Source organism: Tetragenococcus koreensis (assembly GCF_003795145.1).
Classification (GTDB): domain Bacteria; phylum Bacillota; class Bacilli; order Lactobacillales; family Enterococcaceae; genus Tetragenococcus; species Tetragenococcus koreensis.
In genome coordinates, this window is sequence record NZ_CP027786.1 from 943,863 (window position 1) to 957,962 (window position 14,100).

At 36.8% G+C, this 14,100-nt stretch carries 12 protein-coding genes; 4 read left to right on the top strand and 8 right to left on the bottom strand.

The window, feature by feature from the left end; all coding sequences use genetic code 11:
* Positions 1-101: 101 nt before the first annotated feature.
* The 8 genes from C7K43_RS04385 to C7K43_RS04420 form a co-directional block, all read right to left on the bottom strand.
* Complete coding sequence (locus C7K43_RS04385) at positions 102-329, bottom strand: hypothetical protein (RefSeq protein ID WP_124005751.1); 228 nt, start codon at positions 327-329, stop codon at positions 102-104.
* Between the two features lie 243 nt (positions 330-572).
* Positions 573-1,871 (bottom strand): asparagine--tRNA ligase, encoded by a 1,299-nt coding sequence (asnS, locus tag C7K43_RS04390; protein ID WP_124005752.1) that lies wholly within the window; start codon positions 1,869-1,871, stop codon positions 573-575.
* Positions 1,872-1,911: 40 nt separating this feature from the next.
* A complete protein-coding gene (locus C7K43_RS04395) occupies positions 1,912-3,102 on the bottom strand; it encodes a pyridoxal phosphate-dependent aminotransferase (RefSeq protein ID WP_124005753.1) in 1,191 nt (396 codons plus the stop codon).
* 28 nt (positions 3,103-3,130) lie between these two features.
* A complete protein-coding gene (locus C7K43_RS04400) occupies positions 3,131-3,643 on the bottom strand; it encodes a cell wall elongation regulator TseB-like domain-containing protein (RefSeq protein WP_124005754.1) in 513 nt (170 codons plus the stop codon).
* Positions 3,644-3,720: 77 nt separating this feature from the next.
* A complete protein-coding gene (locus C7K43_RS04405; RefSeq protein ID WP_124005755.1) occupies positions 3,721-6,471 on the bottom strand; it encodes a helicase C-terminal domain-containing protein in 2,751 nt (916 codons plus the stop codon).
* A 275-nt stretch (positions 6,472-6,746) separates the two neighbouring features.
* Positions 6,747-6,947 (bottom strand): cold-shock protein, encoded by a 201-nt coding sequence (locus C7K43_RS04410; protein ID WP_124005756.1) that lies wholly within the window; start codon positions 6,945-6,947, stop codon positions 6,747-6,749.
* Between the two features lie 275 nt (positions 6,948-7,222).
* Positions 7,223-8,317 (bottom strand): baeRF6 domain-containing protein, encoded by a 1,095-nt coding sequence (locus tag C7K43_RS04415; RefSeq protein WP_124005757.1) that lies wholly within the window; start codon positions 8,315-8,317, stop codon positions 7,223-7,225.
* A gap of 29 nt (positions 8,318-8,346) precedes the next feature.
* Complete coding sequence (locus C7K43_RS04420) at positions 8,347-8,592, bottom strand: hypothetical protein (protein WP_124005758.1); 246 nt, start codon at positions 8,590-8,592, stop codon at positions 8,347-8,349.
* Positions 8,593-8,650: 58 nt separating this feature from the next.
* On the opposite strand from C7K43_RS04420, the gene C7K43_RS04425 reads away from it, so the two are divergent.
* The 4 genes from C7K43_RS04425 to C7K43_RS04440 all read left to right on the top strand — a co-directional run bounded on the left by C7K43_RS04425 (position 8,651) and on the right by C7K43_RS04440 (position 14,061).
* Positions 8,651-9,997 carry a Y-family DNA polymerase gene (locus tag C7K43_RS04425; RefSeq protein ID WP_124007241.1) on the top strand — a complete coding sequence of 449 codons (1,347 nt, stop codon included), beginning with the start codon at positions 8,651-8,653 and terminating at the stop codon, positions 9,995-9,997.
* A 91-nt stretch (positions 9,998-10,088) separates the two neighbouring features.
* Positions 10,089-12,137, top strand: coding sequence for a heavy metal translocating P-type ATPase (locus C7K43_RS04430; RefSeq protein WP_124005759.1), 2,049 nt, complete (start codon positions 10,089-10,091; stop codon positions 12,135-12,137).
* 176 nt (positions 12,138-12,313) lie between these two features.
* Positions 12,314-13,378 carry an ABC transporter permease gene (locus C7K43_RS04435; RefSeq protein WP_124005760.1) on the top strand — a complete coding sequence of 355 codons (1,065 nt, stop codon included), beginning with the start codon at positions 12,314-12,316 and terminating at the stop codon, positions 13,376-13,378.
* Between the two features lie 2 nt (positions 13,379-13,380).
* Positions 13,381-14,061 (top strand): ABC transporter ATP-binding protein, encoded by a 681-nt coding sequence (locus C7K43_RS04440; RefSeq protein ID WP_124005761.1) that lies wholly within the window; start codon positions 13,381-13,383, stop codon positions 14,059-14,061.
* The last annotated feature ends 39 nt before the right edge of the window (positions 14,062-14,100 follow it).

Here is a 14,100-nt window from a genome sequence, read left to right on the forward strand (position 1 = left end):
TGTATTTTTTGTGTTCAAGCTGCTCAAAGCACCTCTCTATGTAAGCATAAAAAAACCTTTCTGCTATATTACAAGAAGAAAGGTCTAGTTTATCCTATTTTTCAACTAAAGAAATAACTGCTATCCATTGGGTACTTCACATCCACAGTGTCCACAGTAATTAAACGACTATCGTCAACTTTGCCTTCATCGCAAAGTTCAAAATTTTCTATTTCAAATACGATTGTCGATCCATCCACACTTTTTACATTTCCAATAAATGTACGATGAAAATGACTTGGCTGTACCCTATAACGTTTACCAACTTGTATATCGTCTACTTGATTCATTGAATTTAGCCCCCTATTTAAAATTACTGAAACCGTTACTATACTATATACATAACACGTATAAGTTAAACATACAAGTATTTTTCATTAAAATTTTTTTAAACTCCTTAATTTTTTTAATACATATAGACCAATTCACTTTACTCATTACAATTATAACAGAGTTAACACTGTGCTTCTTCAAATATTACATATACCATTTCATAAAAAGAACGAGCAACTTTTAAAAGTTGCTCGTTCTTTTTATGGATAAATCCGATTAAGCAAACGTGGAAACGGAATTGCTTCACGTACGTGTTCAATGCCGGCCAACCAAGTCACTGTTCTTTCTAGACCAAGCCCAAATCCTGTATGAGGCACAGTTCCATATTTGCGTAGATCTAAATACCAAGAGTATTCCTCTTCATCTAGTCCATAATTTCTAATTTGTTCTAGCAAATAGTTATAATCAGTTGCCCGTTCAGAACCCCCAATGATTTCACCGTATCCTTCTGGTGCAATCAAATCAGCACAGATCACGATATCTTCTCTGGTTGGATGAGGTTTCATATAAAAAGGCTTGATATCTTTTGGATAATTCAAAATAAATACGGGCTGATCAAATGAATTGGCAATGAAGGTTTCATGCGGTGAGCCAAAATCTTCGCCCCACTCAATATCATCAAAGCCATTTTCTTGTAACATTGCTACTGCATCGTCATAAGAAATACGCGGATAAGGTAATTTTGTATATTTTTCTAATACAGTACGATCGCGGTCTAAAACATGCAGTGCATAATCACAATGATCTAACAAGTTTTGTACTAAAAAGGCAACATACTCTTCTTGGATTTGTAAGCTTTCTTCTTGATGCATAAAAGCCATTTCTGGTTCCATCATCCAAAACTCAATCAAATGACGACGAGTTTTAGATTTTTCTGCCCGAAAAGTTGGCCCAAAGGAAAAAACTTTTCCAAAAGCCATTGCGGCAGCTTCCATATAAAGTTGTCCTGATTGAGATAAATAAGCTTTTTGGTCAAAATAGTTCGTTTCGAATAAATCTGTTGTTCCTTCTGGTGCAGAACCAGTCAAAATGGGCGGGTCAACTTTTGTAAAATGCCTAGCATTGAAAAATTCATAAGTTGCTCGAATAACTTCGTTACGAACCTGCATAATAGCATGTTGTTTAGAAGACCGTAACCATAAATGACGGTGGTCCATTAGAAATTCTGTGCCATGTTCTTTTGGCGTTATTGGGTAATCGTGGCTTTCACCGACAACTTCAATCTCTTGTACACCAAGTTCATAGCCAAATTTTGAGCGACTATCTTCACGAATTTCCCCAGTAACCCAGATTGAGGTTTCTTGTGGTAATTCTTTAGCTAAATGAAATATTTCTTCTGAAACATCATTTTTTACCACAACTCCTTGGAAATAAGCTGTACCATCACGTAGTTGTAAAAAGGCAATCTTGCCGCTGGAGCGTTTATTAGCCACCCAAGCTCCGATTTTTACAACTTCTCCTACATGCTTTTTGGCATCGATAATTTGAATTTTTTCCACTTGTGTCTCTCCATTCTATAGACTGCTTTTAAATCTGTTCTTATTTTTGACTTTTTTTCTCCACGAATTCTTTGATGCGTTTCACCATTTCTTCTAGTGTTCTGATATCCGTAGCATAACTGATCCGGATATTTTCATCAGCTCCAAATCCTTGTCCAGTTACAGTGGCTACATGGGCTTCGTTTAATAATGCATCGCAAAATTCTATTACATCCTCATAACCACATAGTTCCATTGTTTCTTTCACATTAGGAAAGAAGTAAAAAGCTCCTTGTGGCTTTTGCAATTTAAATCCAGGAATTTCTAATAACAGCGGGTAAATACGTTTCATGCGTTCTTCAAACGCCTTGCGCATTTCTTCAACAGAATCCTGTGGTCCATTCAGTGCTTCAGCTGCTGCATATTGACTAACGGCTGCTGAATTACTAGTTGATTGTGAAGCGATGTCTGACATAGCTTTAATCAGTTTTTGATCACCTGCAACAAATCCGATCCGCCAACCAGTCATCGAATAGGACTTAGAAACACCATTAACGATCAAGGTTTGACGCCGAATTTTTTCTGAAAGAGTGGCAATTGGCGTAAATTCATTGTCCTCATAGACTAACCGACCGTAAATATCATCGGAAACAATCAGAACATCATGTTGGACTGCCCACTCTCCAATTTTTTCAAGCTCTTCTTTACTATAAATCATACCAGTCGGGTTCGAAGGTGAATTTAAAATCAGTGCTTTGGTATGTTCATTGGTGACTGCTTCCAACTGCTCAGCTGTCACTTTAAATTGATTTTCTTCTTTTCCTTCAACAAAAATTGGCGTCCCTGCTGCTAATTTGACTTGTTCGCCATAACTTACCCAATAAGGAACAGGAATAATGACCTCATCGCCTTCATCCAAAATTGCTTGAAATAGGGTGTAAAGTGCAAATTTCGCCCCGTCTGTTACCATTGTTTCTGATGTATCATAGGTCAAGCCGTAGTATTTTTTTAAGTAAGCGACAATGGCTTGTCTTAATTGCGGTATACCAGCTGTAGGAGTATAAAAACTTGTTTTGCCGGAACGGATCGCTTCAATAGCCGCTTCTTGAATATGAGAAGGTGTAGTAAAATCCGGCTCCCCAACAGTTAGACTTAAGACATCCGCGCCTTGGGCCTTTAATTTTTTCGCCTTTTCTGATGCGCCTAAAGTAACAGAAGGCTCTAAATTATCGGATCGTTTTGAAAATTTCATTTGCATACATCCCTTTCTACTTTACAAGTTAGATATCGCGAAGGCTGTTGACTTCTTCCCCATCTTCAAATTGTAGTAAATAATAATTGCTGCCTTCGCTATCGCCATTATCATCGGTTGTAACGACTTCCCAAACGGGTGTGTCATCCACCATACCTAAACTTGTTTTTTCAACTGTTTCATTTTCATGTTCTTGTAGTACTGCTTGTCTTGCCTCTTGCTCGGTCAGTCCTTCATCTTGTTGTTCAACTGTTACTTTATTCCCTGATTGAGGAATAATTACAGCTAAATCTCGATCATTTTCATCTTTTCCCATTACTGTAAAATATGTTTCATCCCGCGTAAACCAATAAAAATCATCAACAGTATCGATGTTCGCATATTCTTCAGCAATTTCGACTGCTTCTTGCTTAGCTTGTCGCATTGGACGTGAAGCACGAATGTAAAAGATAATAGAAAAGAAGATAATGAAAAGTAAAACCATGCTGATGACAAATAAGGCAGTGACTTTCTGTTTTTCTCTTTTTTCGTTATCCGGCACTTTTACACGCACCCTTTCTTTTAACTAATTTCCATTATACAAAAAGTTTTATGGAAACTGTACCTTTTTATTCGAAATTATTGGTTTTCTAAAAATTCTTGAATAATTTTTTTCATTTCGTCAATCGTCGCTTCTTGAATCGGCAGTTCCTTAGGCAAAGCTTTTTCTAAACGTTCTCCGTAACTTTTAGTAACTAAACGTCGATCAAATAGGATCATCAGACCTTTATCATTTTCCGAACGAATCAAACGCCCTAACCCTTGGCGTAATTTTAGCGCAGCTCTAGGTAAACTTTCTTGCGAAAAAGGACTGACATTTTGTTCTTTCAAATAATAGTTCCTAGCTTGAATCAGCGGGCGCTTAGGATTTTCAAAAGGCAAGCGCGTCACAATTAATAACTGTAGAGCATCCCCTGGCAGATCGACCCCTTCCCAAAAGCTATCAGCGCCAAATAAAATAGCTTGCTTGGATTGAATGAACCGTTTGAGTAGTTTTTCTTTGCTGCCACCCATTCCTTGCGCCAGGATTTCTCTACCTTTACTTAAAAAATGCTGATGAATTTTCTTATAAACTTTTTGTAATATTTCATGGGAAGTGAACAAGACCAAAGCTGACTGCTCAATATCTTCCAAAAGTATCGTTAAGTTTTTGGCTAAATAATCCGCGTAATCATCACTACTTAATTCATTAACATTGACATGATCACTAGCAATTAAAAGCTTGGCTTGCCTAGCATAATCATAAGTTTGCGGGATCACTTTTAACGGAGCTTCCGGGATCCCTAATTTTTTAGCATAATAATTTCTATTTTTAGGGACCTTCAAGGTGCCACCTAGATAGATAATTTTTTCATAACGATCATACCAAGCAGTATTAGGTAAAATAGCCGCATGAAAGTCAATTAGCTGAATACGTGCAGTTTTTTTATTGCCATATAAATACAACCAGTGAACATAATGAGAAGACCAATTTGTCAGCCAATCAGTCATAAAAGCGGCTTGAGTTTTCATTTCCTCATAAAAAGTCAAAAATTCGCCGAAATAAATACGTTGGCGATCTAACCAAGCATCGCTGATCTTATTCATATATTCGTTTAATTGAGCTTGAATAGAGAGCAGCTCTTGATAATACAATAGCAATCGCTGAATAATTTTCTCGCAGGCTAGCGACAAATCTTGTCGCTGCTCCGCTTGCAAAATAATTTCTTCTTGCGTGGGCCACTCTTCAAACCACTCGACAAAAAGATCTTCTTGGCATTCAATAATTGCTTGTAGTTCTTCTTGATATAAACGTAACAGCCGCAAACTTTCAGCATCCTCTGTAAGCATCATTTCTATTTGATCAAACAGTTGGTTCTCTTCATAAAATTGATTCACTTTACGTTGAAAAGTTGGCGTATCAAGGTAATGCTTAGAAACCTTTTCCATCGTTTCTGGCAGATGGTGGGCCTCATCGATAATTAAGTAGCGGCTTTTTGGCAGCAGCGGTTGGACCCGCTGAGTTTCTTGTGCCAAAAAAGCATGATTGACAATCAAAACATTACTTTGGGTCATACGCTTTTGCAAATGACGTAAGAAGTCTTCTTGGTAAAACGGCTGTTGATCTGATAAATAAGTAATCCCTCGATGCGTAATTTCTTGGAACAACAAGTGATCCAAACGAATCAAGTTCAATTCATCCAAGTCTCCGGTTGTTGTTTGCGTCAGCCATACTAAAATCCCCATCTGATAGAGAGCGTATTGTTTTTGCTGAATAGGTGCATCTAAGGTTGCTTTGAAACGCTGTAAGTCGATATAATGACTTTTACTTTTAACCACAGTCGCATGCAACGGCTGATCAATCAAGGTATTTAGTAATGGAATATCTTGATCAATCAACTGATGCTGCAACAAAATAGAAACGGTACTGATAACCATCGGATTTTCAGGTATTGCTAAAAAAGCTGCCGGCAATAAATAGCCGATCGTTTTGCCCATTCCAGTCGAAGCTTCAATCAATAAGTCTTTCTCATCGTCTTCTGTAAAATGACGGAAAACCATATTCATTAACTGACTTTGCTCTTTACGATACATCAGTTTGTCTTGATAAAGCTTGACCTTTTCCTTTTTACTTTTAGGATAATGATGATTATAATAGTTTTCTTCAAACAACGGGACTTCTTTTTTGCGCAGCGCAATACCATCAATTACTTCTAGTGTAGATGGCAAAGGTTCCAGCTTTTCTTGCATTTCTGTCGTGACCTGCTTGATAAACAACTGAGTCTGTTTACTAGTCACTTCGCTTAACTGGGAAATTTTTTCCAGCGTTACCAGCGGCAATTGCTGCATAGTAGCTTTAATATATAATAGTAAGTCCGCTGTCACTTCGGCATCGCTATCTGCTTGATGCGGTGTTTCATGCTGCAAACCTAAGCTTTCAGCCAGATCGTTTAAACGGAAGCTGACTTGTGTAGGCAAAAAAATTTGCGCTAACTCGACCGTATCGATACCGGGAATATTCAACTCTGGCATGCCACAACGTGTCAACTCATAATTTAAAAAATTATAATCAAAATGAATGTTATGAGCCACAAATATGGTATCTGCTAATAAGTTATAGATTGTTTCAGCGACATCTTCAAAATAAGGCGCTTTTTTGACGCGCTTATTTGAAATATGAGTCAAATGCTGGATCTGATTTGAAATTGGCTTAATCGGATTAATATCTGCTGCAAAACGACTGACAATTTCATCATTTTCAACTAATACGCAACCAAATTGGATGATGCGGTCAGTTTTAGGATCCGTCCCTGTCGTTTCGATATCTACGATTGCATAAGTGGTATTCATCGTTTTTCACCTTTTCTTTGCTCCTTGCATTATAATACAGAACCATCGAAAAACCAATCAACGAAATCAACAATCACCGCTTAAAAACAGTTTGAAAATTGCCATGCTCTTTTATTGCGAAGAGAAGTATAAAGCCAGACTTCCTTTCTTTTCCCAAATATTATTTATATCTAATGGCTATATTGTTTATTCATTTCTAATTAAAACACAAATGTTTTTTAAGCAAAATAAAAAACGGAGCAATAAATGCCCCGTTTAGTGCTTGATTTTTTAAATTAAGCTTTAACTACGTTAGTAGCTTGTGGTCCGCGTTGGCCTTCTTCGATATCGAAGTTTACAGCTTGACCTTCTTCTAAAGTCTTGAAGCCTTCTTCTTGGATAGCTGAAAAGTGAACGAATACATCGTTTCCGTCTTCACCTGTAATAAAGCCGTAGCCTTTTTCTGCGTTAAACCATTTAACTGTTCCTGTTTCCATGTAAAAAAATCCTCCTTGTGTATAAACACATATTTTGCAAATCCTTGTTAAGTGAATATTTGGAAGATGTTCTTAGATGAAACAAGCTACCATAAATTACGTAACAAAAACTACATACGTAGTATAACACATAATAAAAAAAATACCTAGCCTTTTTTGAAGAAAATATTTTTTCTTATAGCTACTAATAAAGTCCACTTTATTTATTACTCAGCAAAAAATAACAGCCCCTTACTCTTACAGTAAGAAGCTGTTATTTTTAAACGAGTAAACCATTAATATCTTAATGTAGCAAATAGACTTTTTTTGCCCGGCGCATCTTCTTGTTCTAGTACAAATACATCCCCGCTATTACGTAATACATCGCGAGAAATAGTATTGAGTACTTGGCGCCAATCGTATTCAGCTTCAGGATCTTCGCCGAAGTTTTCTTGTAAATTAGATGTAGCGATAAAGAATTGATCCACTCGCCCTGCTTCAGCTGCTTGTTTAATATCAGCAACTTGATCGAAGTTTTTCCGATTAATCAATTTTTGATAGCTTTCCACTTCTCTTTTTGACAACTCTTCGGTAATCGGTCCAGTTTCCTCTTCTATTTCTTGCATAGAAAGTTGAGCCGGTGAACGAGTAATCGCTATACTAGGGTCATAATGATTATACTTTGCGTTTTTCTTAAATGTCGTTTGGTTTTCGGAAAGAGCAAAAAGATAAAGCGGTACTTTTTCCTCATTTTCAAGTTCATTGCTTAAAAAGTTATCAATTGCTTGATAGTAGTTATTCCAGTCGATTTCGACTTCTTCATCTTTAGGATTACCACTGTGATAACCTAAACCAGCACGAAAGTCAGTGCCGCCACCAGTAAGTTCGCTGCCTAGAGCTGTTTCTAAATCAGTGGGAGCGTCGCTTGGCAATTCAACCTTGGAGAGTTTTTTATTACTCATGAAATATAAACTCATCGAGCTCCGGTTTAATACCATCAAATAGTAACGATAATTAAATTGTGCGTTCTTGATGATCGCAAGTAAGTAAGGAGTGTCCCCTACATAATATTGATCATCAACAGTAATACTTAAGCGATGGATATAAGTTTCTTCAGCAGTCAAAATAATGGCAACACTTTTCGTTGCATCACGGAAAAATGCTTTATCATTTAATAAATTATCAAATTTTTCTTGGAATGGTGCCCAGTCTTGCTCTGAGTAACGTTTATCAAAACGTTTTTTTGCTTCTTTCATGAAGTTTTTGATCTTCAGCTGATCTTTTTCAACGCCTTGAGGAGACACATTCGTGTTCATCATAATCGTAACAAATGGCCCTTGTACCCCTTCATCTGACAAACGTTCTAATAATTCTCTTCCAATTTTTGCCATATATGTTTCCCTCCTACAAAAATTATATACTACAATTTTAGTGTACCATGACTAAGCATTATAGCAAAATAAAACGTTACCAATTTTGTTATGAAATGATCTATTTTTTTTATCAAACCAGCCAATTTACTAGTGGTTGCTGTGATTTTAGCGACTGAAAAAGAAATACTATTCGTTTTTGCTTGCTCAAAAACTGAATGAGTAATCTTTTGCTTTTCTTGATTATCCAGTGCTTGAATAAATAATACCTCTTCATTCAACTTTCCAGTTAGCAACAAGTTCCCCTTTACAAACAGGAACGTTTGTTCGTATAATAAAAAGTGAAAGTTGGTGATGGTTTTGGTTTATTTCGATTATAAAAAGGAGCCGTTGCGTGATATTTTATTTATCGATGTAAAAAGTTTTTATGCTACGGTGGAATGTATTTATCATGGATGGGACCCTTTAGAAACATTGCTTGTGGTCGCTAGCCACGCTGATAATACTGGAAATGGTTTGATTTTGGCTGCCTCTCCTAAGGCCAAAGAGCAGCTGGGAATTTCTAATGTTTCGCGGATAGATAATTTACCTGATCATCCTTTGTTAAAACAAGTGCCACCTCGGATGAGTTTATATATCCAAGAAAATGTAGAATTAAACCAGCTATTTAAAACCTACGTTGCAGCAAAAGATTTGTTGGTCTATTCAATTGATGAATCAATCTTGGATGTCACGCACTCGTTAAATTTATTTTTTCCTAATCCAAATTTGTCACGGAAAGAAAAACGCTGGTTAATGGCGAGAAAAATTCAAAAGGAAATTTATGAAAAAACTGGATTAATCCTTACTGTAGGCATCGGTGACAATCCTTTATTAAGCAAACTTGCACTAGATACAGACGCCAAACATCAAAAAGCTAGCGGCTATATAGCTGAATGGACTTATCAGGATATCGAAAGTAAAGTTTGGCAAGTTGACCCTATGACTGAATTTTGGGGGATTGGCTCTCGGACAAAAAAACAATTATTTAAAATTGGTATTAATACTATCGAGCAATTAGCAAATTCTGATGTTGATTTACTTTATTATCGTTTTGGTATCATCGGCGAACAGCTCTATCACCATGCCAATGGAGTTGACCGGACAATTTTGGCGGAAACGCCGCCTGTGGTCAAGGAAAAATCCTATGGCAATAGTCAAGTATTACCCAAGAATTATACGGACCAACGTGAAATTGAGATTGTGATTGGCGAATTAGCAGAACAAGTTGCTGCCCGTATACGCCGACATGGTTGTTTGACTTCGTGTGTACATCTTTATATTGGTGCCGCGTATGGTGAGGTCGATGGTGGTTTCTCTCATCAAATGAAAATACCGGCAACCAACACCAGCAAAGAATTGAAGGCACATTGCCTGCGTTTATTTCGTAAATATTATAAAGGACAAGCAATTCGACACCTTGGAATCACCTACTCTAAATTGACTTACACACAAGCTCGAGAATTGGATTTATTTGAAGATATGAATACCCATTTAAACGAAGAGCGCTTAGACAAAGTCATTGATAAAATTCGCGCAAAATATGGATTTACTTCAATTGTTTATGCGACAAGTAAACTAGAAGGCGCGCGCAGTATTGCTCGTAGCCACCTGATTGGTGGTCATAACGGTGGTGCGGGTGGTTTAGATGGACTCTCGTAACAAATTCCTTCTTAAGACATTCGTTTTCGTTTACACGCGTAAACAATTATGCTACACTGAATATGTAATACACAAATAAGGAGGAGTCGTAATGAGTACAACGCATGAACATCAACAACATATGGATCATTCATCAATGGAACACGATCACCAACACGGCGGTCATTCAGGGATGGATCATTCCATGCATATGGGAAATTTAAAACCGAAATTCTTTATCTCACTGATTTTGACTATTCCGATTATTTTAATGTCACCGATGATGGGGTTGGATCTGCCCTTTCAATTCCAATTTCCTGGTTCTGAATGGGTTGTATTGATTCTGGCGACCATTTTGTTCTTTTATGGCGGCATGCCTTTTCTACAAGGAGCAAAAATGGAACTGTCTTCCAAAGAGCCGGCAATGATGACCTTAATTTCTCTAGGGATTACCGTTGCTTATATTTACAGTTTGTACGCCTTTGTCATGAACCATTTTGTACCGCAAGCTGATCATGTCATGGACTTTTTTTGGGAACTAGCTACATTGATTGTCATTATGCTATTAGGCCATTGGGTGGAAATGAATGCCGTAAGTAACGCTGGTAATGCACTAGAGCAAATGGCGCAATTGCTACCTAATACCGCACATATTGTGGATGAAAATGGCGATACAAAAGATATTTCTTTACAAGAAGTACAAGAAGGTCAACATGTTTTAATCAAAGCCGGCGAAAAAATTCCAACTGACGGTACAGTATTAAAAGGTTCTACCAGCGTGAACGAAGCCATGGTTACCGGTGAAGCTAAAGATGTAGAAAAAGAACAAAAAGATAAAGTTATCGGCGGCTCTGTTAATGGCTCAGGTACAATTACGGTGGAAGTAACAGGTACTGGTGAATCAGGGTATCTTTCCCAGGTTATGACTCTTGTCGAAAATGCGCAGAATGAAAAATCAAGAGCTGAATCATTATCTGACAAAGTCGCTAAATGGTTATTCTACATTGCTTTAACTGCTGGGATTTTAGCGTTTATCGGTTGGTTAATTGCCTCAGATTTAAGTACTGCTTTTGAACGTATGGTCACGGTTCTAATCATTGCTTGTCCGCATGCTTTAGGACTTGCGATTCCTCTAGTTATTGCACGTTCAACTTCCTTAGGTGCTAAAAATGGCCTATTATTACAAAATCGTCAAGCACTTGAAACAGCTAAAAAAGTTGACGTCATTTTAATGGATAAAACAGGAACATTAACAGAAGGTAATTTTGCAGTAAATGATTATCGTTCTTTTAATGAAGACTATAACGCAGAACAAGTATTATCTTATATTTCTGCTCTAGAACAAAATTCTAGCCATCCACTGGCTGTCGGAATTTTAAATAAAGCGGAAGAATTATCATTAGATATTCCGGAAGCTTCTGATGTTGATAATTTACCTGGCGTTGGATTAGAAGGAACAGTTGAAGGAAAAGACATTAAAATAGCTAGTGTTTCTTATTTGAATAAGCAATCTATCAGCTACGATCAAGAACTTTTTGATAAACTATCAAGCAAAGGAAACTCCGTCAGCTTCTTATTAATTGATGAAAAAAATATTGGTTTAGTTGCTCAAGGGGATCAAATCAAGCCTGCTGCTAAGTCTATGATTCAATCACTGAAAGATCAAAATATTGAACCAGTTATGCTGACAGGTGATAACAAACAAGTTGCACAATCTGTTGCAAAAGAATTAGGTATTACCGATATTCATGCAGAATTAATGCCCGAAGATAAAGAAGAAATCGTAAAAGATTATCGTGATAATGATCAAGTTGTTATGATGGTCGGCGATGGTGTCAACGATGCACCTAGTCTGGCGCGTGCCGACATTGGTGTTGCTATTGGTGCTGGTACAGATGTCGCAATTGATTCAGCAGATGTCATTTTAGTCAAAAGCGATCCATCTGATATCATGCACTTCCTAACGTTAGCTAAACGTACACAACGTAAAATGGTACAAAATATTTGGTGGGGTGCTGGCTACAACATTGTAGCTATTCCACTAGCAGCTGGTGTTCTTGCTCCTATCGGTATAATCTTAAGTCCTGCAGTTGGTGCAATCGTGATGTCACTAAGTACAATTATCGTAGCTATTAACGCAATGTTGCTGAAAATTGATTAAAGCTTAATTCAATTCAAAAGAAGTTACCAAAAATGGTAGCTTCTTTTTTTATGTCTAAAATTTAATTTAGAAAAATTTTTAATCCGCTAGTGACATTTTGTCACTTTTGTTGTATATTGAGTTAGTGACATTTTGTCACTTTAACTGAATAAAAATTTATCTAGGAGGTTATAGACATGTTTTTAGCATTAAAAGAAATGCATTATTCCAAATTGCGTTTTGGATTGATTATCGGAATGATGATTTTAATTGCTTATGTTGTCTTTATGTTATCTGGACTAGCAAGAGGTCTAGCAGAAGAATTTAAAAAAAGTGTAGAAGATTGGCAAGCTGAAGAAATTGTTCTATCTGATGAAGCGAATAAGACCCTTGCTGCTTCCCAGTTAACAAGGAGCGACATTGATGATGTACAAAGTTCTACTAAAGCTCCTGTCGGTTTATACAGCGGAGCAATTAAAGGCACCCAACAAGACATCACAGTTTTTGGTAGTAGCAAACAAGCCTTTTTATTGCCTGAACTTACTCAAGGTGAAAACTTCAAAAATAAAAATGATATTATCATCTCACAAAATCTAGCAGATACAGGCTATCAAATCGGCGATAAAATTAATATTGGTCAATACGAAGAAGATTTAACCATTACTGGTATTTTCCCCGAATCTTACTATACCGTAAGTCCTGTGGTTTATACAGATTTGGAAACTTGGACATCATTGAAATTTGGCGATCAACCATTTGCTTCTGATGAGGAAAAACCAATCAACGCCATTGCTACAGAAGAAAAAGTGACTCAAGTAGAAAATGAAGAAGGTTTAGATCTCTTGACGACTCCCGAATTGATTGAAAATATTCCTGGGTATTCAGCTCAAAACCTCACATTAGATGCTATGATCTATTTCTTATTCGTAACAGCTGCAGCAGTTATAGGAATATTCATGTATGTTATTACCCTCCAAAAGACCTCGATTTTTGGTGTAATGAAAGCTCAAGGCATCCGAAACTGGTTCATAGCAAAATCGCTCATTGCTCAATCCTTTTTAGTAGGAATATTGGGAACTGGAATTGCTATGCTACTTGCCTACCTTACAAGTTTGGTCTTACCCACTGCGATGCCTTTTGCCATTATCTGGTCTCAGTGGTTACTTTATAGTTTTGTTTTAGTTTCTGTCGCTATTATTGGTGGGTTATTCTCAATACGAACCATCGCTAAAGTTGATCCCATTACTGCTATAGGAGGATAATTATGGAAAATATATTAGTCATGGACAATATTTTGAAAAAATTTGGTTCTGGTCATACAGAAGTGGCCGCATTAAAAGATATAAATTTTACAGCTAAAAAAGGAGAATTCATAAGTATTATCGGTCCTTCTGGCTCAGGAAAAAGCACATTTTTGACTATTTCTGGAGGCCTGCAAAGTCCAAGTTCTGGAGACATTTTAATTAACGGCACTTCCTTTTCTAACTTATCAGAAAAAAAGCGCTCTGATTTACGTTTTAAAGAAATTGGTTTTATTTTACAAAGTTCTAACTTAATTCCTTTTTTAAAAGTCAAAGAACAATTTATGCTAGTTGATAAGGTCGATAAACGTAAAGCTTCTAATGGACAAATAAACGACCTATTAGAATCTTTGGACATTACTTCTTTAAAAAATAGCTACCCTCGTGATTTGTCTGGTGGTGAACGACAACGTGTGGCTATCGCGCGCGCCTTATTTAATAACCCAAGTTTGATCCTAGCAGACGAGCCCACGGCAAGTTTAGATACAGAACATGCTTATGAAGTAGTTAAGTTATTAGTAAAAGAAGCACATGAAAAACAGAAAGCTACAATCATGGTAACTCACGATGAACGAATGACTCATTGGAGCGATCGAAACTACCAAATGAAAGATGGTCAATTACTTAAAATGGATAAAAGTTGAGCTGTTTTTCTATAGTGACAAAAAAAGTAAGCACGAGTA

Coding starts and splice junctions, on each gene's coding strand:
- C7K43_RS04385 (WP_124005751.1), bottom strand. CDS start 329: ATGAATCAAGTAGACGATATACAAGTTGGTAAACGTTATAGGGTACAG.
- C7K43_RS04395 (WP_124005753.1), bottom strand. CDS start 3,102: ATGAAATTTTCAAAACGATCCGATAATTTAGAGCCTTCTGTTACTTTA.
- C7K43_RS04440 (WP_124005761.1), top strand. CDS start 13,381: ATGGAAAATATATTAGTCATGGACAATATTTTGAAAAAATTTGGTTCT.
- C7K43_RS04435 (WP_124005760.1), top strand. CDS start 12,314: ATGTTTTTAGCATTAAAAGAAATGCATTATTCCAAATTGCGTTTTGGA.
- C7K43_RS04410 (WP_124005756.1), bottom strand. CDS start 6,947: ATGGAAACAGGAACAGTTAAATGGTTTAACGCAGAAAAAGGCTACGGC.
- C7K43_RS04405 (WP_124005755.1), bottom strand. CDS start 6,471: ATGAATACCACTTATGCAATCGTAGATATCGAAACGACAGGGACGGAT.
- C7K43_RS04415 (WP_124005757.1), bottom strand. CDS start 8,317: ATGGCAAAAATTGGAAGAGAATTATTAGAACGTTTGTCAGATGAAGGG.
- C7K43_RS04430 (WP_124005759.1), top strand. CDS start 10,089: ATGAGTACAACGCATGAACATCAACAACATATGGATCATTCATCAATG.
- C7K43_RS04425 (WP_124007241.1), top strand. CDS start 8,651: ATGGTTTTGGTTTATTTCGATTATAAAAAGGAGCCGTTGCGTGATATT.